The organism is Bacillus proteolyticus (assembly GCF_001884065.1).
GTDB classification, from domain to species: Bacteria; Bacillota; Bacilli; order Bacillales; family Bacillaceae_G; genus Bacillus_A; species Bacillus_A proteolyticus.
The window spans coordinates 1-24975 of sequence record NZ_MACH01000092.1; the positions used below are offsets into that span (position 1 = coordinate 1).

A 24975-nucleotide genomic window follows, 5' to 3' on the forward strand; every position below is an offset into this window, starting at 1 on the left:
TTGGAATACAGGGTTCAAGCCGCTTAAAGTATTTTTATTATTTCCACTGTCTACTTGACAGGGAGCTGTTCAAGATTGATAGAAACGGATTCCTACTTTGTAAAGCATTATATAATTTTTAAAAAATGTGCTAACATCTATACGAAATAGACATAAAACATCGCTGATGTGTAGCTTAATAAAACGATAATAATTAAGCACTTATAATGAATAATAGGTTATTAGAAAAGAAACCACAAAATGTAATGTTTTATATCATTATAAAAAGAGATTATTCTAATAGGTCGTTGTGTAACGGCTGCATAGGATAATCTCTTTTTATGTTTTGTAGAGAATGTACTGTTAACTTTAGTTGTTCAATAAATTCTCGGGTAGCAGCACACATGTATTTATCTTTTCTATAAATAAGTCCTATATCTATTGTTGGAGTGGGGTTTTCAATTTTAATAGATTGAATGTGCTCGCTTTGCAAAAAATCAATATAAGGTTTTGGTAATACTGTAATTCCCATATCTTTTGAGACCATTTGAATTAAAGATTCCATCGTACTAATTTCTAAAATTGGTTTTGGTGTAAAGTTGAATTTTTGACAATGAGATGTAATTAGTTCGGTTAAAAAGAAATTTTTAGGTAAAAGAATTAAAGGGTAGTTCTGTAATTCAGCAATAGATACATGATCACGTTCAGTTAATCGATGGCCGGTTGGCACGACTAATGTAAGTTCACTTTTATATAGAGGGATAGAAATAATCTCTTTATCTTGCGCCGGGAGAAAAGTAATGCCAATATCTAGTTCGTTTTGTAATAATTTTTCACGAATCTCACCTGTACGAAGTCCCAACACAGAAAGTTCGATATTTGGATATTGCTTATTGAAACCTAATATAGTTGGTGGTAGTAAATAATTTACTACGGTTAACAAAGATCCTATCGTTAAGGAGCCGTGCTGTAATCCATTTAAATCTTGAATGGCAGAACGAGCTTGTTCGACTTCATGAAAAATTGTTTTACCGTGTGATAATAAAATTCTTCCTGCCGTAGTTAAAGATATTTTTTTACCAATTCGATCAAAAAGCGGCATTCCCACTTCATGTTCTAATGCACGTATTTGTTGACTTAGTGAAGGTTGTGAAATGTTTAATTTCTCAGCCGCTTTTGTAAAATGTAACTCTTTCGAAACAGCTAAAAAATATTCTAGTTGTCGTAATTCGATTGGAATCACCTCAAATTTAATCATAGGATATACCTATCATTATTATATAAATAATTGAATTGAACAATAGTTTTATGAGATTTATAATCACTTTATCAGAAATGGATTGATTATAAAAATTAGATGAGGTGAAGCAGAATTGTTGAAATCGAACGTATTAACAGGGAATTATTCACAAGTACTTCAAAAAAAGGTATGAGGCGGTTTACCGACAGGAATATAGCATTTAACGTCTTTATATGTAAAATAAGCAAGAGGAGCGATAAGGATGAATAAAGAATATGAAATACTATCTCTAAACATAGGATTGCCAAAAGAGGTTATATATGGAGGGAAGCTAATTCAAACAGGCATAAATAAAGTTGAAACAAAGGAGCCTATATATTTATCGTTTGTAAAATTTAAAGGTGATGGCCAAGCGGATTTACTTCATCATGGTGGAGTGGATAAAGCAGTTTGTGTGTATTCGGGAAAACATTATGGATATTGGGAGAAAGAATTGAGTCAAGACCTTGTATATGGAGCCTTCGGAGAAAATATAACAGTTAGCGGTATTCGCGAAGAGGATGTTTGTATTGGTGATACGTTTCAACTTGGAGAAGCGATAGTACAAGTGACGCAGCCAAGACAGCCTTGTTTTAAACTAGCTAAGAAATACAATGTTCCAAAGTTACCATTGTATTTTCAAGAAACAGGATATACAGGGTTTTATTTTCGCGTATTAAAAGAAGGATGGGTATCACCAGTCGATACGTTAAAATTGCTGAAGTCTGATTCGAAAGGTATTACAGTAGCGTTTGCTAATTGTATCATGCATAAAGAAAAACAAAATATGGAAGGACTAAAAAGAATTTTAGAAGTACATGCGCTTTCTACTAGTTGGAGAAAGACATTTGAAAAACGAATAAGGGGAGAAGAAATTAATACGAAGGAGAGGATTGAAGGAACTAAAGATTAAATAAATATTTTTTATAAATGGTGCATTTCTATTAGTAAAAACTCATTAGAAAGCGCTATTTTTATATAATAAACTTATTAATATTCAAAAAAACTTAATATTGGTTTATTCGACTTATTTTTAAAGAGTCAAAACATAAAATTAATTAGATTCTTTTTTTATGTTTTATGATACTATATTGATTTGTAAGGCCTATTATTTTATGGGTAGGTCTTATAAGTTTATCTAATTTAATGGAATCGACATATGGAGGTACAACATGGGGAGTATTGAAAAAATTGCAAATCTTCTATTAGAAGAACCGAAAAGAGAGCAGTTATTTCCTTTATTTGAAGAAGTGTTTGGGATTACAAGTCAAACATTACATGATTTTTCAAAGAAAGGATATTGGGATTATACATATAAAGCTTTATCATTTATACAAGATGATAAAGTGATTGCAAATGTTGCGGCGTTTTCACTTCCGTTACTAATTAATGGTGAAAAAATAAATGCAGCGGGTATTCAATCAGTAATGACACATCCGGATTTTCGTAGACAAGGACTAATGACACAATTGCTTAATAAGATGATAGAAGAAATTGATAAGCAATGTGAATGTGCTTTCTTGTTTACAGAAACCCCTGAACTATATAAACCATTTGGATTTCAAATTGTGCAGGAATATCTGATGACTATACCACATGATAAAAAGAATAATAAAGATTCTATACTTAGAAAGTTAGATTTTTATAATGAAGAGGATAGAAATTTAATAAATGAAATAATTGAAAATGGTCAAAGGCTTTCTAATATGTTTTCGACAATAAATTATCGATCTTCGTTTTATTTGAAAATGTATGACTTAAAGTGGAATGAGAAATTGTATTATTCTAAGAAACTAGATGCGATGATCGTTTATGAAGTAGAAAATGAAAAGCTAAAGTTATATGGAGTATTTGCTCCAGTACTTCCGATTTTAGATGAATTATGTGAGGAAATCTCTGAATCATTTACAGAGGTTGAATTTTACTTTTGCCCAGATCAATTAGGGATTGATGAGGTACAATATACAGAATTACAGTCTAGTAAGTATTTAATGGTTCGGAGTAATAAAGAATTAGATTTAAAAGGGTATAGATTCCCAGTTTTAACGGATTTTTAAATGTTCATTTAGATGATTTTGATGAAGGATAAAGGTAATAATCGTATTAAAATAAGATTTTACATGTGGAATCCATCTGAAAATAATAGGTTTAAGATTGAGTTTTACAATTAAACAAATATAAATAAAGAACCGCATTCTTTTTCTTTAGAATGCGGTTTTTGTATTTACGTAAGATAAAGCACATTTATTGACCGGAAAGTCTTTAGTGCTTATCATTTAATAATGTTAAATATTAATTTGCATAATATAATAGAAGTAATGAAGAAATTCTAGACTATATCGTTTAGATAAGGAGGAATATGAATTATTCAATGGTAATTTCATAAAAAAGGAGATTATGTATGAAATCATTTCGCAAGTTGTTACAGTATTTAAAACCATACATGTTCTTCGCTATTATTGGACCGCTATTTATGGTACTTGAGGTTGCGATGGACTTAATTCAACCGACAATTATGCAACATATTATTGATGTTGGAATTGCAAATCGGGATTTGAATTATGTAATAAAAATGGGGCTTCTTATGATAGGAGCAGCAGCGATCGGTTTAGTTGGAGGACTTGGTTGTATGATGTATTCTACAAAAGCTGCTGTTAATTTCGCTACAGACATACGAAAAGATGTGTTTGCGAAAATAGAAACATTTTCTAGCAAAAATCGTGATTCATTTGGAACAGGAAAATTATTAACGATTGTTACAAATGATATTACATCCATTCAATCGGCGATGACGATGACGTTACGTGTGCTTGTCCGTGGACCGTTATTATTTATTGGAAGTATCATTATAGTCTTCGTAACAGCGAGAGACCTATTTCCTATTTTACTTGTTGTCGTACCCGTTTTATTAGTTGCAATTGTATTGATTGCAAGTCAAGCGAGCGGTTCATTTAGACGAGTACAAGAAGCATTAGATAAAGTAAACACAAAGCTACAAGAAAATTTATCCGGTGTACGTGTTATAAAAGCATATGTAAGACAAAAATATGAAATCTCACAGTTTGAGAAAGTAAATAAAAATTTAACTGGAATAAATATTCGTGCTATACAAATTATTTCATTGATGATGCCAATTATTATGCTAGTTGTAAATGGCGGGATTGTAGCAACTTTATGGATTGGTGGCGAGAAAGTTTTTAATGGTACACTCCAAGTAGGGGCCATTTTAGCTTTCATTAATTATTTAAATATCATTTTAATGTCACTTATGTCTATTAGTATGGTATTTATTCAAATTGCCCGTGCTTTTCCATCAGCGGATCGTGTACAACAAGTTTTACATACTGAAGTTGACATTACAACTGAAGGCGACGTATATGAACCAAAGCAAGTGGATGGTAATGTAGAGTTTAAAAATGTTAGTTATAGTTATACGAAAAATAATGAATATGTTTTAAAAGATATTTCATTTACTGTACGTAAAGGTGAAAAAATAGGGATTATTGGATCTACTGGAAGTGGTAAATCTACATTGGCGAAACTATTGCCGCGACTTTACGATGTTGATCAAGGTGAAATATGTATAGATGATGTCAATGTGAAAGCGTACGATTTGCAAAAACTTCGTGCTTCAATTGGCTTCGTTCCACAAAAGGCACTTCTCTTTTCAGGCAGTATAGAAGAGAATTTACGTTATGGAAAAGAAGATGCCACTTATGATGAATTGGAATTAGCGTCTTCATCTGCTTGTGCGACTGAGTTTATCAATAAGCTGGAAGACTCTTATCAATATAACTTAACACAAGGTGCAACCAATCTATCTGGCGGTCAAAAACAACGTATATCTATTGCAAGAGCCTTAGTGAGAAAACCATCTATTCTTGTATTAGACGATTCTACATCGGCAGTTGATGCGAAGTCAGAATCTGTAATACAAGAAGCATTAAGGTCGAGATATAGTGGCACAACGACATTTTTAATCGCATCAAAAATATCCTCTATTATAGATGCTGATAAAATTCTCGTTCTGGATAACGGTGAATTAGTTGGAAGTGGTACGCATGAGGCTTTATTGGCAACTTGTGAAGTGTATCAGGAAATTTATCTTTCCCAAGGTGGTAACCTGCAGCAAGAAGGAGGGGAAGAGCGTGCGTAATTTTCAAGGACAATTTGGAAATAAAGGTGGACGTAATAATCCGAAAAAGGGAAAAGCAAAGAATACTAAAGGAACTATAATGCGAGTATGGAACTATATGGGGTATCAAAAAGCATCACTTATGTTCGTTATTATTCTTGTATTCATCACGACATTACTCGGTTTACTTGGGCCATATTATATGGGGGTCATCATTGATGAATATATTGTACCGAAGGATTTAAGCGGGACAGCGAGAATGTGCATGCTACTCATTGCAATATATGGGATAACCGTATTGTTAACATGGTTACAAACATTTGTCATGATTAATGTTGCATTAAAAACAATACAAAAAATACGACAAGATATTTTTGAGAAAATCCAAACACTTTCTCTACGATTCTTTGATGTACGTTCTCAAGGTGATTTAATGAGCCGTGTGACAAATGATATTGATAACTTAAATCAAGCTTTGACACAAAGTGTTGTGCAAATCATTTCATCAGCGTTTACGTTTATAGGTGTAACAATTGCGATGTTTTCATTAGATTGGATTTTAGCAATTGTCACTTTAATTACGGTACCTATTATGTTTTTCGTTACAAAAAAACTTGTTGCTTATAGTGGGAAAAACTTTGCGAAGCGTCAAAGGGATTTAGGAGAATTAAATGGATTTATTGAGGAAGCTATTACAGGTGCAGACGTAACTACGTTATATGGAAAAGAAAAAGAAACCGTACATAACTTCAATGAAATTAACGAACAGCTAAGAATTTCAGCAACGAAGGCTGAAACCTTTTCAGCATTTATTTTTCCGAGTATGAACTTTATTAATAACTTAGGAATGGGGCTTGTAATTGGAGCTGGATCAGTTATGGTATTAAACGGAATGACAACAGTAGGTGTCATTGCTGCTTTTATTAACTATTCTCGTCAGTTCGCAAGACCGCTTAGTCAATTTGCAACGTTAATGAATACGATTCAAGCGGCAGTTGCTGGCGGAGAACGTGTCTTCGAAATTATGGATGAAGTACCAGAGATTCAAAATAAAAAAGACGCAGTACTTGTACAAAATTTACAAGGGCGCGTTACGCTTGAGAACGTTTCATTTGGATACGAACAGGACAACATGATTTTAAAAGATGTGAGTCTTGATGCGAATCCGGGGGAAACAATCGCTTTAGTCGGTCCAACTGGATCAGGAAAAACAACAATTATAAATTTGCTAACTCGCTTTTATGATATTTCAAAAGGACAAATTAGTATTGATGAAAAAGATATAAAGGATTATGATATTAATTCTTTACGGAGTAAAATAGGGGTTGTTTTACAGGATACGTATTTATTTGCTGGGACGATTATGGATAATATCCGTTATGGACGATTAGATGCAAGTGATGAAGAAGTAATTAATGCAGCTAAGGCAGCATCGGCGCATTCTTTTATTAAACATTTACCGGATCAATATGAAACAGAAATTGTTTCAGAAGGTTCAAATTTAAGTCAAGGGCAAAAACAACTTCTTGCGATTGCACGAGCAATTTTAGCAGATGCAGATATATTAATTCTCGATGAAGCGACATCTAATATTGATACGAGAACAGAATTACAAATTCAAGCAGGATTAAATAATTTAATGAGAGGGCGAACGAGCTTTGTAATCGCTCATCGACTGAAAACGATTGAAAAAGCAGATCAAATACTTGTAGTAAAAGATGGAAGTATTTTAGAGAGTGGAAATCATGAAACTCTCATGGAAGATAAAGGATTTTACTTTGAGCTGTATACGAGTCAGTTTAAAATATAATAAATGAGGTTTCTCTAGAAAAGAGAAACCTCATTTTTTTATATTTGCAAACATTGCCACCCGAAAAGTCTTTCACTAAATGTTTTAACAGCGTCCTTTTGCAGACTAGGTGAAAAGAGTTTGGCCTGATTATAAAGGCTGGTGTTATGAAGTTGTGTAAATTTGAAGCAAGATTGGTTCGGTGTTTGTTGCTTTGTTATTTTTGGGGAAAATCAGTTTGGTTTCAGCTTATATTTAGTGGGAAATGAACAAAAATCCGCTTTGATTAAAGCTATACGTTATTATTTTTTTTGCAGAAAACTCCCCCCTTAAGGAGTGAATAGAACAGAGTTCAATAAATAGGTGGGAGATTTGAGCTGACTAGGTAAAAACTTTAAGCATTTATGACATATCAGAATTGGTGCGTTTCGATATGTCATAAATGGTATATAGAGTATCACCCCATCCCATGAATGAATTAGAACTATGAAATATTACTATTAAAAACAATCTAAGTTTTAATAATATATAGAAAGATAGTTTATAAGTAACCAGAAGGAGTATAGAGCTAGTTTATAACGATTGATATAGCACTGAAAACCAATAAAACAGCCATAATGATGTTAAATAATTGAGTATGTTTTAATAATAGTTTTTGGAACATTGAACCAAACAGGCTCCAACTACATGTACTCATTAAACCGACTACACCTAGAAATAATGAAAAAAGTAGAAAACTGGAATATGAATTGTAGTAAGGGAGAATAAAAGTAGAAACTACAGTCAGTCCGAATAATATCCCTTTCGGGTTAACAAACTGAAGAAAAATCCCCACTGTAAATAAGTTTTTATTATCTTTTTCATCGGGATCTGTACTACCTTTACTAGTGAGTATTTTAAAAGCTAAATATAGCATGTATGCTACTCCTAAAATTTTTAAAGGTAATTCGATTTTGGGCAAAATATTAATTAGTACGATATTAAAGAAACTACATAAAGAAGTGAGGAGGAAAAAACCGAAAGCTACTCCAAAGCAAAATTGCATGCTCCTTTTCAAACCAAGTTGATTTGCGTATGTCATAGCTAAAAAATTGTTAGGGCCGGGTGTGAAGCTACTTATAAAAACAAATATTAAAAAAGAAAATATAGGCATTTCAAAACCCCCTAAGTATTTTTCGTGTGTTATAATGACCAAAAAGAACAATATAACGTGTGCTTTTTATTATACATAACGGTCGTTATATTGTATATAGTGTAGGAGTGTTTTTTTATGGAAGAAATTCAACTTATTTTGGCGAAAAATATAAAAGCAATACGTGAGAAAGAAAAATTAAGTTTAGAAAAGGTTTCCCAATTAACAGGTGTGAGTAAAACCATGATTGGACAAATTGAAAGAGGAGATTCAAGCCCGACACTAACAACAATATGGAAGATTGCGAATGGTTTAAAAGTGTCTTTTACCTCTTTAATCAATAATCCACAGGCTGATACGAAAGTAGTTTTACGAAATGATGTGCAAGTATTGTCTGAAGACAATGGGAGATATAAAGTGTATCCTTCTTTTCCTTTTCAAGATGAAAGAAACTTTGAAATCTATACGGTTGAAATTGAAACAGAAGGGAAATTAAGTTCGGAAGCGCATAAAGAAGGAGCGGAAGAATTTATAACGGTGTTTGAAGGAGAATTGACAATTGAAATAAATGATTGTCAATACAAATTAAATAGCGGAGATTCAATTCGCTTTAAGGCGGATAGACCTCACACTTATAAAAATTCAGGAAGAATAGTAACTCGGTTAAGTATGACCATTTATTATCCAGCTTCATAAACTTGCTATTTTATTTAGAATATAAAGAGATATGTTTTGATAAAACCGTCTAAAAGTGATGGTTTTACTTTTTACAATTTACAAAAAAAGACACTCATTTGAGTGTCAACACAGTATTGCCCTCGCGTATAGGATTGGAGAATATTTCTCAAATACGTATTGAGATGGTTCGTAAAGGAGAAATTGTCTTCTTATTTAATGTAACATCAGCATGGGTGCAGTGTAAATTGATAATATATATACGGAAAATTTAGTAAAGATAGTTACTACTATGAATATAGTGCGATGTGATTTTGTTTCTTAATCACTGTCGTGAAAGTTACTAGTTTAGTATCTAAAAATGTTTATTAAAAAAGAATGAATCATTTTTTAATCGATTCGTATACTTGTTAGAGAGGTACCTGTTGAACCACCTTCAACTAAATTAACGATGGATAATATGCCGAATAATTGAAGCGTGATGATAAATTATCAATAAATGAAGCTATGATAGAACCTGGAAATATTGGACCTACATTTCCATTTCTTCCCCCAATTTATATTCCAACGGGACCAACAGGTCTAACAGGATCGACCGGAGAATTTGAGGTTATTGGCCCCATAACAACAACCAATTAATCCCGCATTATCGGGCAGTAAGACCCCCACCTCAAAATTCAGCGAAAGCAAAGAAGTTAGGTGGGGGGCGGGCTGCCCGTAAAAGCCCGATTGGTGCGGGCTAATAATCAGTGGGGGATGAACAAAACCCCCACTGATTAAAGTTTCACTTTATTATATTATACTTTTGCAGATGGAGAGAAACTTATATTTACAGATACAGATGGGATAGCTCAATATGGTACAACTAACATATTATCTCCTAGTGAGGTTTCATATATTAATTTGTTGATTAATGGAATACTTCAACCGCAACCATTATATCAAGTTAGTACTGGTCAACTTACTATATTGGATAATCAACCACCATCGCAAGGTCATCAATAATATTACAATTTATTATTATTAATTAAAAAGACAGATTCTTAATGGAAAAAGGAATCTGTCTTTTTTTGTTCTAAATTACATTAGTTAAAATTAAGTGACGATAAATTCAATTGTTATTGGGATTCCATCGTCTAATGCATCTCCGCCAGGAATTGTAATAGCACCAGTAGGATCTGTGGTGATACTGGAGTTCACGCTAGGTTGAATTATGCCGTTTATATAGAGATTGTAATACGTAAAAGTCTGAAAGGCAGTTGCAGTAGTGCCGGCATCATTTAAGCAAGCTGTTGCAGCAATCGCAAAAGCTACACCTGTTCCAGCTCCTAGTGTAGATGTAAATCTCCTAGAAGCCATGAATGGTTGAATGATTGGCGATTAATTTTCACTCCTTTAATTATTTTTTTTAACGAAGTATAGAATAACTTGTCCACTATATTGTATGAAAGCTTTTTATAATAGAAACGGTTTCATGATTATAGAGGGAACACAAGATTAGTAAAGATATCATTGTTAATTATCTGAAAAAAAGATGTTGTTACTTGCGGAATATATGCTAATGATTTATTTGTGTTTTAATTTTTAAATGAAAATGTTCTTTTGGACCTAATAGATAAACGTGGAAAAATAAAATAAACTCTTAAGTTTAGGTGTTTAATCTAAGCAGTTAATTATTAAAAACATATAATTAATATGTGAGTCATGAACATAATTAAATAACATTTTAAAGTTTAATTATAATTCATGTTTCCTATATTAAGTGAATATATAACACAACTCTTTTTACAATTTTATGTTTCTTATAATAGGAAAATACTCAAATATAAGAAAAGTAAGGAGGAAATAAATGACACATAATAATTGTTTTGGTCATAATAACTGCAATCCGATAGTTTTTACACCAGATTGTTGTAATAATCCACAAACAGTCCCAATTAATAGCGAGCAATTAGGACGATTAATCACTTTACTAAATTCTTTAATTTCGGCTATTGCAGCGTTTTTTGCAAATCCAAGTGATGCAAACAGATTGGCTTTACTCAATTTGTTTACTCAACTATTGAATTTGCTAAATGAATTACCACCTTCTCCAGAAGGTAATTATTTAAAACAATTAATTCAAAGTATTATCAATGTACTACAATCACCTAATCCAGACTTAAGTAAATTACTTTCCCTATTACAACAATTCTACAGTGCTCTTGCACCATTCTTCTTCTCTTTAATTATTGATCCTGCGAGTTTACAACTTCTATTAAACTTATTAACACAACTAATTGGTGCTACTCCAGGAGGCGGAGCAACAGGTCCAACGGGTCCAACAGGAGCAACAGGAGCAGGAGCGACAGGAGCAACAGGAGAAACAGGAGAAACAGGAGAAACAGGAGCGACAGGAGCAACAGGGGCAACAGGAGCGACAGGAGCAACAGGAGAAACAGGAGCAACAGGTGGCGGAGCTATTATTCCATATGCTTCAGGTACAACACCAGCTGTGTTAGTTAACGTGTTAGCAGGAACTATTGGTACAGGAACTCTCCTTGGATTTGGTTTTAGTCAGCCTGGCGTATCTTTATTGGGTGGAGGCGATATCACATTAGCACTAGGTATAGGTGATTATGCATTTGTAGCACCACGCGCAGGGACTATTACGTCATTAGCAGGTTTCTTTAGTGTAACAGCGGGAGTTTCATTATTTGGACCTACTCAAGTTCAAATGCAAATATTAATTGCATCTGCAGCAAGTAATACGTTTTCACCAGTGGGAGCACCTCTTGTATTATTACCAACATTTGCCGGAATAGTGGTTGGTGCTACAGCATCAGGAATCGAACCTCTTAATATTCCAGTAGCCGCTGGGAATAAAATACTAGTATATGTTTCATTAACAGGAGCTAGTCCAATAGCTACACTTGAAGGATTTGTAAGTGCAGGTCTTAATATCGTTTAATTCGTTACAATGTTTAGTGGGAAATTAAACTGGTATTTGTATATAACCCTTCCTAATAATATTAGGGAGGGTTATATTTTTTATCCCGCATTAACGGGCAGTAAAACTTCTACCTCAAAATTCAGGTGGAACAAAGAAGTTAAGTGGGAGTCGGGCTGATAATCAGTGGGGGATGAACAAAACCCCCACTGATTAAAGTTTCATTTTATGGAAAATAAGTAATAAACCAATTGAAAATTTACTCTTTGTTAAGTTGGTATAAAAGAAAAATTTATGTTTTACACTTTATAGTTCATGGAATAAGTTATATTGTTTGAAAAATTCCCCATAAACAAAGAAGATGAATTCCATTTAAAACAGAATTCATCCATTAAATAAACTATATACTAGTGGGTTAAATTGTTAATCATGAGTGGTGAAATGTCATTGCTCAAATTAGTAATAAACTATTTATTTTTATTACAGTTACATCCTTTTTTCTTTACATAGCCTTGCTCGGCTAAATCTCTTTGTGATTGGGAATCGGAAGATTGAGAATTCGAAGACTGAGAGGATGCTGACGAGCTACTATTTTTATTATTAGAGTAGTTTTTTCGATAGTTATAATTACTCATAGTACTATCACCTCCAATTAATTATATAAATATTATATGTATGAACTCTATTAATTGTTACGATAAAAAATCTCCTTGGTATTTTCCAAGGAGATAAATGATGGTTCTATTAAAATGATACTAATTAATACCCCCAGTAAAGAGGGAAGTAATAAGAATCTTGGTAATATAGATTTTGTTGTTGAGTAGGGGGCTGAGTTGACTGATTTATCATGTCGCGGTTTTGATTACAGTTTGCGGGAGGACTAATTACAGTAGTGGATTGAATTGGGGATACTGCTTGTTTCCATTGTTGTTCATTGAGACAATAAGTATGAGCCATCATATTAGCCGGAGTTAATCTTAAAATATCAGAGCCGAAAATAACTTCTGGGGTAGGGGCATCGAAAATAGCTAATAAATGAGTATGATCTGCTGAAGCAATTTCATAATGCCACCACGCTTGTGGAATATTGGCAACTTGGCCTGGTTTTATTGGTAAGTTTAATATTTGATTCGTAAATGGATTAAGTAAAGAAACAACAGCAGATCCTGAAATACAGTAAACGAGTTCAGCTGCATTTTGATGAATATGTGGTTCTACAACGTTCCCTGTACTTAAATAAATATCTAATAAAGAAGTGCTTTCTAAAGTGTTTAATTGTTTCATGCCAAGTACATTTATATAATTTTGGGCATCTTTCTTAAAAAATTACTTTTACTTAAATCATGAGTAAAGTTGGTTGAAGGAGAGGTGTAGTCAATAGTAGAAGTCAATCGTATTACCTGCCTTTCTATAGGTAAGTATGGATACAACTTTAGGATATGTGCCTAGTGTTAGTTATGTGCATTTGTCTGTATCATAATAAATTCACTTGTTTTATAAAGAATATAGGTTGTGCTTCTTATTTCTCATAATGTTAATACGGATAAAAATTAGAGCGAACTAATGAAAGTCGGAATTATTGATGTTAGGTTAGGAGTAAAAATATTAAAATTTATTTCGTAGATTTTAATGGTTACGTTATATGAAAAGACCAATGCCTTATAGAAAGGAATTGGCCTTTTATTTAAGAGAGTTTTTGATGAATCATTAATTGTGCTTTAGCAGTATTGGCGTAATTTAGCCACTCTAATTCCAAGTTTTGTTTTAAATCGAAATTGATTTCGATGATGTCAAAATGAGATACCTTTGTTTTAAGTGGAACAGGCATCCCATTTACTTTTGCTTTTTTCATGTTATGTGCAATTTTTGGAAATGCAGAGAAAGAAAAATCAATAATTGTAGCACCATCTGGTAAATAAATAGGTTGTAAATCTGTAGTATAAGCCGTAATGGTATTTTCGAATAGTTCATACGATACTAAATTGTGGAAGACGACTGGATCTGTAGTTAATAAATTGTTATTCACAATGGTATCATTCATTATTTTATAAGATATTACTTGAACATCTACAGTTCTACTATTCAATAAATAAAAAATACCATTATCTTTTAATATTTTTGCTGATTGTGTTTGAATGATAATTGTTTGTTCAGTATCATTCATATTTATTTTAGTTTTTAAATTGTTATTAAAATGGCTATTTTCAAGAGCGATATTATCTTCGAAAGAGTTTATAGTTGGTTTGTATAATTGATGAATCATTCCAAGAATTTTATAGCAATCTAGCACACTTGTAGTGGTGATACATATTCGTGAAACACTTGATACGTTTTGAGATTCTTGTAGTTGTGAGTAAGCAGAGTAAATGGGGCTGAGTTCATAACTTATTTCAAATGAAAGGGTAGTATCATAAAAAGAAAGTATGCCTTTTCTTAAATTCGTTATATTGTTTTGAATGCGTGGTACATATTCCGTTAGAAGATTATGTATTTTATTATATCTTTCCTTATGTAGATATTGAAAAGAAAGGTTTTCTAATTCATTCTGGATTGAATATAAACCGAATCGCTCTGCAAGTGGTGCAAAGAGTGTTAGTGTTTCATTTGCATAAGCTACTTGTTTTGCAGGCTTTTTAACACTCAATGTTTTAATGTTATGAAGGCGGTCTATAACTTTTATAATGCCAACACGTATATCTGTTTGAGAGGCTAGTAATAACTTTTTAAAATTAATTGCTTCGTATAATGCTTTCTTTTGACCACATTGTTTTTTAACTTTTGTTAGCCCATCTACAATATATTGAACGGTCGCACCAAAATATAACTTAACTTCTTCTAGAGAATGCTCTGTATCTTCTACAACATCGTGTAATAACGCAGCAACTAATGTTGTGACGTCAGCTTTATAATTTAGTAATATTTCTGTAACCGCGAAAGGATGCATGATGTATGGTTCTCCAGTTTGACGGTATTGTCCATCGTGTGCTTGCTCTGCAAACTTTATAGCTTTTTTAAATAGTGTTAATTCCTCAGATTGAAGATAATTCGCCTTTCGTAATAATACCTTGAACATATATATCCATCCTTTAAAATTATTTTTAATAATAATTCTATATAATATGATAAAGACCTTTTGAAATTGTAATTATTGTTTAAAAAAATAAAGTATATTGAGATTAAACTATATTCGTATTCGCATTCGCATTCATACTTTGGATTGATGGAAAAAAGTAATGAACGTGTTAATTTAAAATTACATCAATCAATAATAAGGAGTGAATGTTCATGTCATTTAGTGAAATGATTAGAAATGAAGTGCTCAGCTGGGCGGGTGTTTCTGAAAAACCGCATCGATTTGGTGGTATTGAAATAAATTATGGTAAGAAAGAACTTGGTCATCTTCATGTTGAAAAGTTAGTTGATTTACCATTTCCGAAGGTAAAGCGAGATGAATTAGTGAACGAAGGGTTAGTGAAACCACATCACGTATTACCTGAATCAGGATGGATAAGTTATTATATAAAGAGTGAAGAGGATATTGCATTCGCAATTGAGTTATTTCGTATGCAATATGACCGAATACAAAAAAGAAATAAAGTAGATAAATAAAAATTTATTTTTATGTCACATCCCTCCTAAATCGTTCGTCTTGTATGTAGAACGATAAGGAGGGATTTTAATATGAATACATTTGACGTAGCAATTGTTGGCGGTGGGCTTGCGGGGTTAACAGCATCTATATATTTAGCGAAAGCTGGAAGGAAAGTTATTGTATTGGAAAAATCCAGTCGCTTCGGTGGTCGAGGGATGACTATAAATAAAAATGGCATTTGTTTGAATCTTGGTGCACATGCTTTATATAGAGGTGGGGCAGCGTTTATAACTTTTAATGAGCTTGGTTTGAATCTTCCAGGTGGAATGCCATCTACAAAAGCGCATGGAATATGGAAAGGGGATATATTCACCATCCCAACAGATTTTCGCTCAATTTTATCAACACCACTACTTTCTTGGTCTGCAAAAGTACAATTCTCACGTCTTATGATTCATTTAAGGAATGTAGATGTAGGAGAAGTCCCCAAAATGAGTCTAACTACATGGGCAGAAAATGAAATAAAAGATCCAATGGTGCGAAATATATTTTATGCACTATGCCGAACAACAACATACACGTATGCTCCTACAATACAATTAGCATCATCTGTACTAAAGCAAATACAGCTTTCTATGAAAGAAGGAGTATTTTACGTAGATGGTGGTTGGGAGACGATAATAACAAAATTAAGGGATTTAGCGAATGATGTTGGTGTGCAATTTCTAGCTAGTAAGCATGTTTTGGAAGTAGAACATTGTGAAGGTATACAAAAAATTCGTTGTTCGGATGATGAAGTATTTGAAGTTGATGCAGTTGTCGTGACTACTCCACCTAAAGAAGCTTGTAAAATAATAAAAGGTGCAGAAGGGACACGTCTGTATAGATGGAGTGAACAATCGGTACCGGTTACCGTTGCTGCATTAGATATTGGTTTGAGACGTTTAACCAATCCTATACATCATTTCGCATTGGGATTAGATCAACCTGTATTTTTCACGAATCAATCAAGAGCAGCCAAATTAAGTGAAGATGGAGCAATTGTAGTGAGTTTAATTAAGTACCATAATCCTATGCTAGAGATAAATCATTTTCATGAAGATAAAGAACAGTTGGAAAGTACGATGGAGTTGCTACATCCTAATTGGAAAAGAGAAGTTGTTGCAAAGCAATATTTACCGAAAATAACGGTAGTACATGATTTTCATCATATTGACCGTGTTGAAAAACCGGGCCCTAATATACCTGAAATGCCAGGTGTTTACGTTGCAGGAGATTGGGCTGGGCATGATGAAATATTAGCTGATGCTGCGGTAGCAAGCGGGAAACGTGTAGCGTTACACATTTTAAAGCAATTAGAAAGCGAGGCAGTTCATCATGGAAACGGAGCAATTATATGAAGCGTACCAACCATTATTATTTTCATTAGCATATAGAATCCTTGGGAGTGTTATGGACGCTGAAGATATCGTTCATGACGTATTTATCGCGCTAAATAATATAGAGGATGTTCAATCTATAGAAAATATGAAAGCATATTTGTGTAAAATGGCGACAAATCGTTCAATTGATAAATTACGTTCGGCAGCGCATAAACGTAATGTATATGTAGGAATGTGGTTACCAGAGCCATTTGTGGAAGAGTCTGATGAGCCAGCAGAGTCGTTTGTAATGAAAGAATCCATTTCTACGGCATATTTATTACTTTTACAACAACTGTCTGAGGTAGAAAGGGTTGTTTTCATATTAAGAGAGGTTTTCAGTTATGACTACGAGGAAATAGCTTCAATTGTTGATAAGAGTAGTGTGAATTGCCGGAAGATCTTTCAACGCGCACGAAAAAGTATTTTAGATAAGCCGAAGCAATCAACACTAAGTACGAAGAAAATGGCTACCTATGTGGAAAAGTTTGTATCATCATTACAGTGTGGGGATGCGCAAGGCATGTTAGAAGTATTAAAAACAGATGCGATATTTAAAGCAGATGGTGGTGGTAAAGTTACAACTGCTATTAATCCGATTTATTCTGCGGATAAAATTATACGTTTGTTCTTTGGAATTGCAAAACGATTGCCAGAAAAGTATAGTGTTGATTTCAAAATAGTAAATGGTGCACCAGGCGTTATAGTTACAATAAATAATAAAGTGACGTATGTAATTTCATTCGCATTTGAGGATGAGAAAATTTCAAACATTTATATGATGGTTAACCCTGAAAAACTTACGCATTTAAATGTAATAGTATAAAAAAGACGCATTTCTTTAGAAGTGCGTCTTTTTTTTATTTTTCTAACATTTCAAGAGGTACATCTTTTTCGCCGGCTACCTCAAATTTAATTTCCCCGTCTTCTTCATAAATACGTGAAATAATCGGTATAGTAATCATTAATTTTTTATGCTGTTTTCGCTTTCTAGCGGCATCTAAGCTAATCACGTTCATTGTAAGCATCCTTTCTTCTAGAAATATATAAACAAAAGAAAATGCGTCCGGAAAGGGCGCTTAATTGAATTTGAAATACCGATTCATTTAAATGGGGTTTATATTATTTAATAACTGCAATTTAATTAAAAATAGTATGAATGGAATAATTGCACGTAGAAATTAACTTTACCAAAAAACGAAACAATATGCTATAAAAAAATTTAAAACTTTGTCATATAACGAGAAAAAGGTTTTCGTTTCGCATATAATGAAAGTAGACGGGCAACAAGAGATTTTTCATCATATTGCTTTTTGAAAGGCGATGAAAAGGATGGATACTGTAGATTCATTATTATCTCAACTTGAACAATATGGAGAAGAGCATGATCGAAATAAAAAAACGCGGGAAGAGAAGTTACGGAATATTTCTCGTGAGATGGGGCAATTTTTATCAATTTTAGTAAAAGGGTGTAATGCAAAAAACATTTTAGAAATTGGAACTTCTAATGGTTATTCTACATTGTGGTTAGCTAATGCGGTAGAAGAAACAAATGGAAATGTAACAACTGTAGAGCTTTCTTCAGAACGGGTTGGAGAGGCAATTGTAAACTTTGAAAAGGCGAACCTTGTACAAAGAATTGATGTCCATAATCAAGAAGCAGGGGCGTTTTTAGATTCGCAATTAAATCATTCATTTGATTTTATTTTCCTAGATTCAGAACGTACACAATACATGTGGTGGTGGGAACATATAAAACGTATTTTAGAGCCAAAAGGTTTGCTTGTTATTGATAATGCAACTTCACATACAGAAGAATTAGCGGAGTTTATCAAGATGATTGAAGAAGATGATACGTATGAAACGGCGTTATTAGCTTTTCAAAAGGGAGCATTCGTTGCTCGAAAAAATAAGTAGAAGTGAGCATGACATAATTATCACATTGAAAGATAACAAATGTCAAAAGATTAAGTGCTGTATGATTTGAAGGAGATTGACCAATTGAATTTCAAATTAGAATGGAGAGGTAATAAATAATGGGATTCGTAAAGAATCCGCCTTCAGCATGTTCCTCTCTAGGTCTTAAGTCTGAGGAAAATAATGAAGAGAACAGGTATACTTATACTATGAAACAGGGAATGACTGCATAAGCAGGTATTTCTTGAAAAATCGATTTCAAGCAAGCAAAATGTGTATGAAATACGATATGTTAGATGAAATATAGTGCATATAAATTCGCACATATAAATAAAGGAGCGATTTTGTTGACTGAACTCGAGAAAAAAGAACCTGTATCGATTGTGAAAGATAATAATGTAGAAGTAGTAGTGGATACAGTAATAAAAGATGCAGAACTTGAAGAATTAAATAAAGAAGCTGATCTGTATGTACAAAAGTTAAATAGCGAGCAAAATACAGATTTATCAAAAGTATTGTCGCAGCTTGGAGACTTAGGAGATAAAGAGCAACAAGCGGCAGGACAAACGCTATCAGCTTTAAAACGTCCTGTGACAGCGATGATGAATGGAAAGAATGAAGAAATTCCAAATACATTGTTAGAATTACGCAAAGTGGTATCAGAGCTTGATCCGAATTCATTAAAAGCAAGTGGTATGAAGAAAATTATGTTTAAAGTATTCAAGAAAAATCCACTTGAAACATACGTGCATAAATATCAATCTATAGATAAGCAAATTGAGGAGATTATAAGATCCCTTCTCATTGGTCGTGACAACTTACAAGAAGATACAGTTGGTCTTGAAATGCTTAAAGAACAATCGCACGATAAAATTCACGCTCTTGATAAACAAGTATACTTAGGAAGAAAACTTGCAGGCATGCTTGAAGCCGAGAAACAAAACCCAGAACGTCAAAGGGATATCCCGTTAATAAATGATGCATTAGAAAAAATACTTGTACGTACACGTAATATGCAGCAAGCAAAAAGTGTATTATTACAATCTATCGCATCTGTAGACATCATTAAGAAAAATAATGAAAAGCTATCAGAGGCAATTCGTAATGCAATTACGATGACGCAAAACGTTGTAACAGTTTCAGCTGCTATCCAGCTAGCGTTAACGAATCAACGTAAAACAATTGATGCCGTAAATGCGACAAATGAAGCAATTGAATCAATGGTATTAAGTAACTCACAAGCATTAAAACAAAATACAGAAGAAACAACAAAACTTCTTGAAAATCCTGCAATTAGTATGGATAAATTACGTGAATCATTCCAAAATGTATTTGCCGCTATTGAAGCATCTGAGAAATCGTCAGAACGTATTATTGAGTCTAGTAAGAAATTTGTAATTGAACTAGATACATTTAATGATGAGATGAAGCAGAAACTCATTCAGCGTCCAAGGAAATAACAGACTTTTAGAGGAGGTGAAAAAATGAGTTTCATTCAAGGAGTATTATTACTATTAGGATCATTACTTTTAATCGCATTTACTGTCGTTGTTCTAGTTGTATACTTCGGACGTAAACTTTATTTTTCATGGACGAAACCATATAAGAGAGCACAAGATTCCATTGAGAAATTATCAAACAAATCAACACCGTTTTTACAAGAATTTACGCAGCATCCACTCTTTTATCGCTGGGTTCGTACAGAAGGGAAAAAAGAACAAAATACTTTAAACACTCTTTTCTGTACTTCAGGCCAACGTACGAGAGAGCAAGTTTTCTCAATGTTACCGAAAGAAAAGCAGAAAAAAGTGCATGTGATGGCAAAAACAACGAAAAAGCTTACGAATGAAGATATTGATACCGCAACAATGAAAGTGAAAGATTTCTTGAGACAAGAATCACAACAAACTGTAAAACCGACAGACTTATCGTTTTATAAATTGTATTTCTATGATCGATATCCAGATGCATTAAATACAATTCAAGCATATAAACGCTCGATTAATCCTTCACTACAAAGAACGGTTGATGAGATTACAATTTCAGTATTAAATGCACTTCCATATTATCAAGAACAACGTATGTTTGAACAACAACATAAACTTGAAACGTTCTTAATGAAAGATTTAACAGCGATGCTATCGTTGGTAGTACAATTACCACCTTCACAAAGACCAGAGAAGGAAGAAGAACTGAAAATCTACTTGCAAAATTTCCAAAAAGAAATGGAAGTAGTAGAGCGAGATATCCGCGACTCGATTGATCACGATTTAAATGTGAAGATGAGAGCAGCGACTGAGAAGTTTAAGAATAAATAATAAAAGCGCCTTAAAGCTATAGTTTTTAGCTTTTAAGGCGCTTTTTTATTAGCTGTTATTTTGCTTTAACGGTAGTATGACTAGAAGCAATACTTTCATTATGCAATCGATCAACTGCAGTTACTACATACGTATACGTTTCTCCAGAAATAGCTGTTTTATCTACATAAATTTCTCCAAGTTTTGTTTTTCTTACAGTAGTAAGTAAATTTTTTGGGTTTTGTATATCTACTTCATTTTTTCCATTTACACGGTAAATGGCGTAATAAGCAGAATCATTCTCTCTATCACCAATGATACCTACAGCAATACCTTCCTCTCTTGGAATAGCACCTTTTAAAGTCGGTTGTTTTGGTGGATCATGATCAATCCAAGGCATAGGCGGGATTAATGCAGGGTGTTTATATATGTCTTTTGAGAGTCTATCTTTCACTCCAAGTGGATTATTATTAATATCTTTTAAGCTAAAATGCATACTACCTTTTATTTGAGGATATAGCCGGTTTAATACAATTTGTCTTGGGTATTCTTCAGGATCAGACCAAGCGGGGGCAGAGTTATTATTAATTTTATAGGCAGCCTGACCGATGTATAGGTGAATCGGTTTATTATTTGTTTCTTTTACCCACCAGTCTACTAATATGTCATATGCTGCGGGTGTGAAACCAATATTCCAATATATTTGCGGTGTAATGTAGTCAATATAACCTTTTTGTATCCACTCACGTGTGTCAGCATAAAGATCATCATAGTTTCTTTGTCCGGCGGTTGTGTTAGAGCCAGTAGGATCGTCGGCTATATTTCGCCACACGCCGAATGGACTAATGCCAAATTTCACATATGACTTTTCTTGTTTAATAGCAGCATTTAAACCTTTGACAAGTTTATTTACATTGTCACGTCGCCAATCCTCTATATTTGTAAATCTACCGTTATTATACGTTTCGTACGTTTTTTGATCAGGGAATTCTTCACCAACTACTTTATATGGATAAAAATAATCATCCATATGAAGGGCATCAATGTCATAATTTTGCACGATTTCTAAAGCGCCTTCTGTTATGAATTTTTTTACTTCTGGAATACCGGGATTGTAATATAATTTCCCGCCGTAAGGTACAACCCAATCGGGATGTTGTCTTGCAGGGTGATTATTTGATAATCGATTTATATCAGTGTGATTCATCGTTATTCGGTATGGGTTAATCCATGCGTGAAATTCTATATTTCTTTTATGTGCTTCTTCAACCATAAATGCGAGTGGATCGTATCCAGGGTCTTTTCCTTGTGTGCCCGTAATGTATTCAGACCAAGGACCGTATTTGGAAGGATAAAAAGCATCAGCAGTGGGTTTAATTTGTACAACTACTGCATTCATGCCAGTGCTTTTTACATCGTCTAGCAATCTTATAAATTCTTGTTTCTGCTTTTCAATAGGTAAGCCAGTTTTTGAGGGCCAATCAATATTAAGAACTGATGCAATCCATACTGCACGTAATTCATGTTTTTTGTACGTAGTATTAACTTCAGCATAAGTAGAGTGAGGGGGAATGAAAGAGAAAGGAATAAAAAAGATGACGATACAACATATCATTAATAAACGTTTCAAGATCATTTATACGCCTCCTTATTATATGGTTAACTAAAATAATATCTGAGGTGAGGTTGTTCTTACAATTGAGAAAAATGAATATTGAAACATTAATTTAATAGGAAAAATATTTTTAGTGAAATTTACTTTCATCACAACTAAATTCTTTCACTACTTCATATGCTTGTTAGTAAAGTGAAACTTCCTTTCATTCGAAGGGGATAATTCATAAGTATAGGAGGATTAATAAATGAAGGTTTTATTTGTTTGTTCTGGAGGAATGTCCAGCGCAATTGTTGTAAACGCTTTAAAAAAAGAAGCGGAGAAAAATGGTATGAACATGGAAGTACATGCAATTGGAACAAGTGAGGTGGAGAAAGAAGTAAAGAATGGTTGGGATGTTGTAATGGTTGCACCTCAAATTAGACATCGATTTGATTCAGTAAAAAAACTTGCAGAAGAGGAATCTGTTCCTTGCGGTATCATTCCGCCGAAAGCATACACACCGCTTGGTGGACCAACATTATTGAAAACTGTAAATGAATTAATTAGTTAGGGGGAAGCGTTATGAATAAGTTTGTCACGTTTCTTGATAAAAACTTATCTGGACCGATGGCAAGGCTTTCTGAACAGAGGCATTTACAAGCAATCCGTGATGGAGTTATTTCGGCGTTACCATTTATTATCGTAGGAAGTTTCTTTTTAATCGTAGCATTTCCGCCATTACCGAAAGATAGTTTCATATCCGTTTGGGCATTAAAGAATCAAACAAGTATATTAATACCATATCGTTTAACAATGTTTATTATGTCTTTATATATAGCATTTGGAATAGGATATAATTTAGCCAAAAGTTATAAATTAGATGCTTTATCAGGGGCGCAGTTAGCAGTATGCTCACTACTTTTAACATTGACGCCTGAATTAATCGATAAAAAAGGATTTATGCTTCCGATGACAAATCTCGGGGGGCATGGATTATTCGTAACGATGATCGTATCTATTTTATCAGTAGAGATTTTAAGATTTTGTAAGACGAAAAATGTAATGATTAAAATGCCAGAACAAGTACCGCCGTCTGTTTCACGTTCGTTTGAAGCACTTATACCTGCTGCATTCGTTATTATTATAATGAGTCTAGTAACTGTCGTTTTTAGCATTGATTTACACCATGTTGTTGATAAATTAGCAGCACCATTAGTAAAAGCTGGGGATAGTTACTTCGGTGTAATCATTCCAGTGTTTTTAATTACGTTTTTTTGGTCATTCGGAATCCATGGTGTGTCGGTTGTTGGAACTGTTGCTCGGCCATTATGGGAAGTATACCTAGGGAAAAATGGCGAAGCAGTTGCTAGTGGAGCAGATCAGTTGCCATTCATTTCACCAGAGCCGTTATATCAATGGTTTATATGGATTGGCGGTTCTGGTGCGACGTTAGGACTTGTATTAGCTATGATTGTATTTGGTCGATCAAAATATTCGAAAGCATTATCAAGAACTTGTATTGTTCCGGGTATTTTTAATATTAATGAACCAGTCATATTCGGATTACCGATTGTACTAAATCCAATTTTAATTATCCCATTTATCATTACACCACTTGTAACAGCAACTGTTGCATATTCAGCAACTGCGATGGGATTTGTAACGCCAACACATATTATGCCACCGTGGACATTACCAGCTCCAATTGGTGCGTATTTAGCTACAGGCGGAGATTGGCGTGCAATTGTATTAGTTTTCATAAATATAGCAATATCATTCCTTATTTATCTACCATTCTTTAAAATGTACGACAAAAATATGCTTGAAATTGAAAAGAATGGAGACGGAGAATCTGTTAATCCGTGATTTTTATACTGTATTTATGAGTGATAGGTATTTTGCCTATCACTTCTTTCACATGAAGTCCAGAGAGGGTGAAATGGAATGAATATAAAATTTAGTTATAAAGGTGTATTTTTATTACTATTTGGAGTGATATGTGCGAATTTACTATTTGTACCTTTATTAAGAATGCTAAATCTATCACAAATGCATAGTATATGGCTCGTTACAAGCATTGCGGCAAGTATTTTGCTTACAGTAGTTGTTTCTTTCATTGATGGGTCGTTTACATCAAAAGTGCAGTTGTTTTTTAGATTTATAATATTTTCAATTGGCTGTACGTTTGTAACTTACATGATTGTTTTTTAGTAAATAGGAGGTTATGCATGTT

At 33.3% G+C, this 24975-nt stretch carries 22 protein-coding genes and 2 pseudogenes; 17 read left to right on the forward strand and 7 right to left on the reverse strand.

Annotated elements, in window-relative coordinates:
* Window positions 1-271 precede the first annotated feature (271 nt).
* On the reverse strand, window positions 272-1222 hold the full coding sequence (locus tag BAQ49_RS14520; RefSeq protein ID WP_084667467.1) for a LysR family transcriptional regulator: 951 nt from the start codon (window positions 1220-1222) through the stop codon (window positions 272-274).
* 259 nt (window positions 1223-1481) lie between these two features.
* Between BAQ49_RS14520 and BAQ49_RS14525 the strand changes: the two genes are divergently transcribed.
* The 4 genes from BAQ49_RS14525 (at window position 1482) to BAQ49_RS14540 (ending at window position 7203) form a co-directional block, all read left to right on the forward strand.
* Window positions 1482-2171 carry an MOSC domain-containing protein gene (locus BAQ49_RS14525; protein WP_071745897.1) on the forward strand — a complete coding sequence of 230 codons (690 nt, stop codon included), beginning with the start codon at window positions 1482-1484 and terminating at the stop codon, window positions 2169-2171.
* 259 nt (window positions 2172-2430) lie between these two features.
* Complete coding sequence (locus BAQ49_RS14530) at window positions 2431-3315, forward strand: GNAT family N-acetyltransferase (protein WP_071745898.1); 885 nt, start codon at window positions 2431-2433, stop codon at window positions 3313-3315.
* A gap of 344 nt (window positions 3316-3659) precedes the next feature.
* Window positions 3660-5414, forward strand: a complete 1755-nt coding sequence (locus tag BAQ49_RS14535) for an ABC transporter ATP-binding protein (RefSeq protein WP_071745899.1) — start codon at window positions 3660-3662, stop codon at window positions 5412-5414.
* Window positions 5407-7203 carry an ABC transporter ATP-binding protein gene (locus tag BAQ49_RS14540; protein ID WP_071745900.1) on the forward strand — a complete coding sequence of 599 codons (1797 nt, stop codon included), beginning with the start codon at window positions 5407-5409 and terminating at the stop codon, window positions 7201-7203. Before BAQ49_RS14535 ends, BAQ49_RS14540 begins: the two co-directional genes overlap by 8 nt.
* Window positions 7204-7750: 547 nt before the next feature.
* Here the strand turns inward: BAQ49_RS14540 and BAQ49_RS14545 are convergent.
* Window positions 7751-8335, reverse strand: coding sequence for a LysE family translocator (locus BAQ49_RS14545; RefSeq protein WP_071745901.1), 585 nt, complete (start codon window positions 8333-8335; stop codon window positions 7751-7753).
* A 117-nt stretch (window positions 8336-8452) separates the two neighbouring features.
* Between BAQ49_RS14545 and BAQ49_RS14550 the strand changes: the two genes are divergently transcribed.
* From BAQ49_RS14550 to BAQ49_RS34290, 3 genes and pseudogenes are all read left to right on the forward strand, one after another.
* Window positions 8453-9010, forward strand: a complete 558-nt coding sequence (locus BAQ49_RS14550) for a helix-turn-helix domain-containing protein (RefSeq protein WP_071745902.1) — start codon at window positions 8453-8455, stop codon at window positions 9008-9010.
* A gap of 486 nt (window positions 9011-9496) precedes the next feature.
* Window positions 9497-9628 (forward strand): exosporium leader peptide-containing protein, encoded by a 132-nt coding sequence (locus tag BAQ49_RS34285; RefSeq protein ID WP_279626809.1) that lies wholly within the window; start codon window positions 9497-9499, stop codon window positions 9626-9628.
* A 150-nt stretch (window positions 9629-9778) separates the two neighbouring features.
* A pseudogene (locus BAQ49_RS34290) lies at window positions 9779-10020 on the forward strand (DUF4183 domain-containing protein); the annotation flags it as partial.
* A 64-nt stretch (window positions 10021-10084) separates the two neighbouring features.
* On the opposite strand, the gene BAQ49_RS14560 reads toward BAQ49_RS34290, so the two are convergent.
* Window positions 10085-10348, reverse strand: a complete 264-nt coding sequence (locus BAQ49_RS14560) for a DUF4183 domain-containing protein (RefSeq protein WP_071745903.1) — start codon at window positions 10346-10348, stop codon at window positions 10085-10087.
* A gap of 490 nt (window positions 10349-10838) precedes the next feature.
* Between BAQ49_RS14560 and BAQ49_RS14565 the strand changes: the two genes are divergently transcribed.
* Window positions 10839-11939 carry an exosporium glycoprotein BclB-related protein gene (locus BAQ49_RS14565; protein ID WP_071745904.1) on the forward strand — a complete coding sequence of 367 codons (1101 nt, stop codon included), beginning with the start codon at window positions 10839-10841 and terminating at the stop codon, window positions 11937-11939.
* A gap of 738 nt (window positions 11940-12677) precedes the next feature.
* Here the strand turns inward: BAQ49_RS14565 and BAQ49_RS14570 are convergent.
* Both BAQ49_RS14570 and BAQ49_RS14575 read right to left on the reverse strand, forming a co-directional pair.
* Window positions 12678-13309 (reverse strand): annotated as a pseudogene (locus tag BAQ49_RS14570) (cupin domain-containing protein).
* Between the two features lie 293 nt (window positions 13310-13602).
* Window positions 13603-14991 (reverse strand): HD domain-containing protein, encoded by a 1389-nt coding sequence (locus BAQ49_RS14575; protein ID WP_071745906.1) that lies wholly within the window; start codon window positions 14989-14991, stop codon window positions 13603-13605.
* Window positions 14992-15203: 212 nt separating this feature from the next.
* On the opposite strand from BAQ49_RS14575, the gene BAQ49_RS14580 reads away from it, so the two are divergent.
* The 3 genes from BAQ49_RS14580 (at window position 15204) to BAQ49_RS14590 (ending at window position 17757) form a co-directional block, all read left to right on the forward strand.
* On the forward strand, window positions 15204-15527 hold the full coding sequence (locus tag BAQ49_RS14580; protein ID WP_071745907.1) for a luciferase domain-containing protein: 324 nt from the start codon (window positions 15204-15206) through the stop codon (window positions 15525-15527).
* Between the two features lie 72 nt (window positions 15528-15599).
* The gene (locus tag BAQ49_RS14585) at window positions 15600-16910 is read left to right on the forward strand and encodes a phytoene desaturase family protein (RefSeq protein ID WP_071745908.1); all 1311 of its coding nucleotides are present in this window, start codon (window positions 15600-15602) and stop codon (window positions 16908-16910) included.
* The gene (locus BAQ49_RS14590; RefSeq protein ID WP_071745909.1) at window positions 16888-17757 is read left to right on the forward strand and encodes a sigma-70 family RNA polymerase sigma factor; all 870 of its coding nucleotides are present in this window, start codon (window positions 16888-16890) and stop codon (window positions 17755-17757) included. The genes BAQ49_RS14585 and BAQ49_RS14590 overlap by 23 nt, the downstream gene beginning before the upstream one ends.
* A gap of 34 nt (window positions 17758-17791) precedes the next feature.
* On the opposite strand, the gene BAQ49_RS32950 is transcribed toward BAQ49_RS14590, so the two are convergent.
* Window positions 17792-17950, reverse strand: a complete 159-nt coding sequence (locus BAQ49_RS32950) for a hypothetical protein (protein WP_001100983.1) — start codon at window positions 17948-17950, stop codon at window positions 17792-17794.
* A 304-nt stretch (window positions 17951-18254) separates the two neighbouring features.
* Between BAQ49_RS32950 and BAQ49_RS14600 the strand changes: the two genes are divergently transcribed.
* From BAQ49_RS14600 to BAQ49_RS14610, 3 genes are all read left to right on the forward strand, one after another.
* A complete protein-coding gene (locus BAQ49_RS14600) occupies window positions 18255-18848 on the forward strand; it encodes an O-methyltransferase (RefSeq protein WP_071745910.1) in 594 nt (197 codons plus the stop codon).
* A gap of 347 nt (window positions 18849-19195) precedes the next feature.
* The gene (locus BAQ49_RS14605) at window positions 19196-20308 is read left to right on the forward strand and encodes a toxic anion resistance protein (protein ID WP_071745911.1); all 1113 of its coding nucleotides are present in this window, start codon (window positions 19196-19198) and stop codon (window positions 20306-20308) included.
* Between the two features lie 24 nt (window positions 20309-20332).
* Entirely contained in the window at window positions 20333-21166 is an 834-nt protein-coding gene (locus BAQ49_RS14610; protein ID WP_071745912.1) for a DUF3974 domain-containing protein, read from the forward strand.
* Between the two features lie 55 nt (window positions 21167-21221).
* On the opposite strand, the gene BAQ49_RS14615 is transcribed toward BAQ49_RS14610, so the two are convergent.
* Window positions 21222-22781 carry a glycoside hydrolase family 10-like protein gene (locus BAQ49_RS14615; RefSeq protein WP_071745913.1) on the reverse strand — a complete coding sequence of 520 codons (1560 nt, stop codon included), beginning with the start codon at window positions 22779-22781 and terminating at the stop codon, window positions 21222-21224.
* Between the two features lie 226 nt (window positions 22782-23007).
* Between BAQ49_RS14615 and BAQ49_RS14620 the strand changes: the two genes are divergently transcribed.
* From BAQ49_RS14620 to BAQ49_RS14630, 3 genes are all read left to right on the forward strand, one after another.
* Window positions 23008-23313 (forward strand): PTS sugar transporter subunit IIB, encoded by a 306-nt coding sequence (locus BAQ49_RS14620; protein ID WP_071745914.1) that lies wholly within the window; start codon window positions 23008-23010, stop codon window positions 23311-23313.
* Between the two features lie 11 nt (window positions 23314-23324).
* The gene (locus BAQ49_RS14625; RefSeq protein WP_071745915.1) at window positions 23325-24608 is read left to right on the forward strand and encodes a PTS sugar transporter subunit IIC; all 1284 of its coding nucleotides are present in this window, start codon (window positions 23325-23327) and stop codon (window positions 24606-24608) included.
* Between the two features lie 78 nt (window positions 24609-24686).
* On the forward strand, window positions 24687-24953 hold the full coding sequence (locus BAQ49_RS14630; RefSeq protein WP_071745916.1) for a hypothetical protein: 267 nt from the start codon (window positions 24687-24689) through the stop codon (window positions 24951-24953).
* The last annotated feature ends 22 nt before the right edge of the window (window positions 24954-24975 follow it).

Excerpts from the sequence above, each read along its gene's own strand:
- BAQ49_RS14550 (WP_071745902.1), top strand. The coding sequence starts at position 8,453 with ATGGAAGAAATTCAACTTATTTTGGCGAAAAATATAAAAGCAATACGT.
- BAQ49_RS14585 (WP_071745908.1), top strand. The coding sequence starts at position 15,600 with ATGAATACATTTGACGTAGCAATTGTTGGCGGTGGGCTTGCGGGGTTA.
- BAQ49_RS14625 (WP_071745915.1), top strand. The coding sequence starts at position 23,325 with ATGAATAAGTTTGTCACGTTTCTTGATAAAAACTTATCTGGACCGATG.
- BAQ49_RS14630 (WP_071745916.1), top strand. The coding sequence starts at position 24,687 with ATGAATATAAAATTTAGTTATAAAGGTGTATTTTTATTACTATTTGGA.
- BAQ49_RS32950 (WP_001100983.1), bottom strand. The coding sequence starts at position 17,950 with ATGAACGTGATTAGCTTAGATGCCGCTAGAAAGCGAAAACAGCATAAA.
- BAQ49_RS14580 (WP_071745907.1), top strand. The coding sequence starts at position 15,204 with ATGTCATTTAGTGAAATGATTAGAAATGAAGTGCTCAGCTGGGCGGGT.
- BAQ49_RS14530 (WP_071745898.1), top strand. The coding sequence starts at position 2,431 with ATGGGGAGTATTGAAAAAATTGCAAATCTTCTATTAGAAGAACCGAAA.
- BAQ49_RS14560 (WP_071745903.1), bottom strand. The coding sequence starts at position 10,348 with ATGGCTTCTAGGAGATTTACATCTACACTAGGAGCTGGAACAGGTGTA.
- BAQ49_RS14545 (WP_071745901.1), bottom strand. The coding sequence starts at position 8,335 with ATGCCTATATTTTCTTTTTTAATATTTGTTTTTATAAGTAGCTTCACA.
- BAQ49_RS14525 (WP_071745897.1), top strand. The coding sequence starts at position 1,482 with ATGAATAAAGAATATGAAATACTATCTCTAAACATAGGATTGCCAAAA.
- BAQ49_RS34285 (WP_279626809.1), top strand. The coding sequence starts at position 9,497 with ATGATAGAACCTGGAAATATTGGACCTACATTTCCATTTCTTCCCCCA.
- BAQ49_RS14575 (WP_071745906.1), bottom strand. The coding sequence starts at position 14,991 with ATGTTCAAGGTATTATTACGAAAGGCGAATTATCTTCAATCTGAGGAA.
- BAQ49_RS14535 (WP_071745899.1), top strand. The coding sequence starts at position 3,660 with ATGAAATCATTTCGCAAGTTGTTACAGTATTTAAAACCATACATGTTC.
- BAQ49_RS14600 (WP_071745910.1), top strand. The coding sequence starts at position 18,255 with ATGAAAAGGATGGATACTGTAGATTCATTATTATCTCAACTTGAACAA.
- BAQ49_RS14615 (WP_071745913.1), bottom strand. The coding sequence starts at position 22,781 with ATGATCTTGAAACGTTTATTAATGATATGTTGTATCGTCATCTTTTTT.
- BAQ49_RS14620 (WP_071745914.1), top strand. The coding sequence starts at position 23,008 with ATGAAGGTTTTATTTGTTTGTTCTGGAGGAATGTCCAGCGCAATTGTT.
- BAQ49_RS14565 (WP_071745904.1), top strand. The coding sequence starts at position 10,839 with ATGACACATAATAATTGTTTTGGTCATAATAACTGCAATCCGATAGTT.
- BAQ49_RS14590 (WP_071745909.1), top strand. The coding sequence starts at position 16,888 with ATGGAAACGGAGCAATTATATGAAGCGTACCAACCATTATTATTTTCA.
- BAQ49_RS14610 (WP_071745912.1), top strand. The coding sequence starts at position 20,333 with ATGAGTTTCATTCAAGGAGTATTATTACTATTAGGATCATTACTTTTA.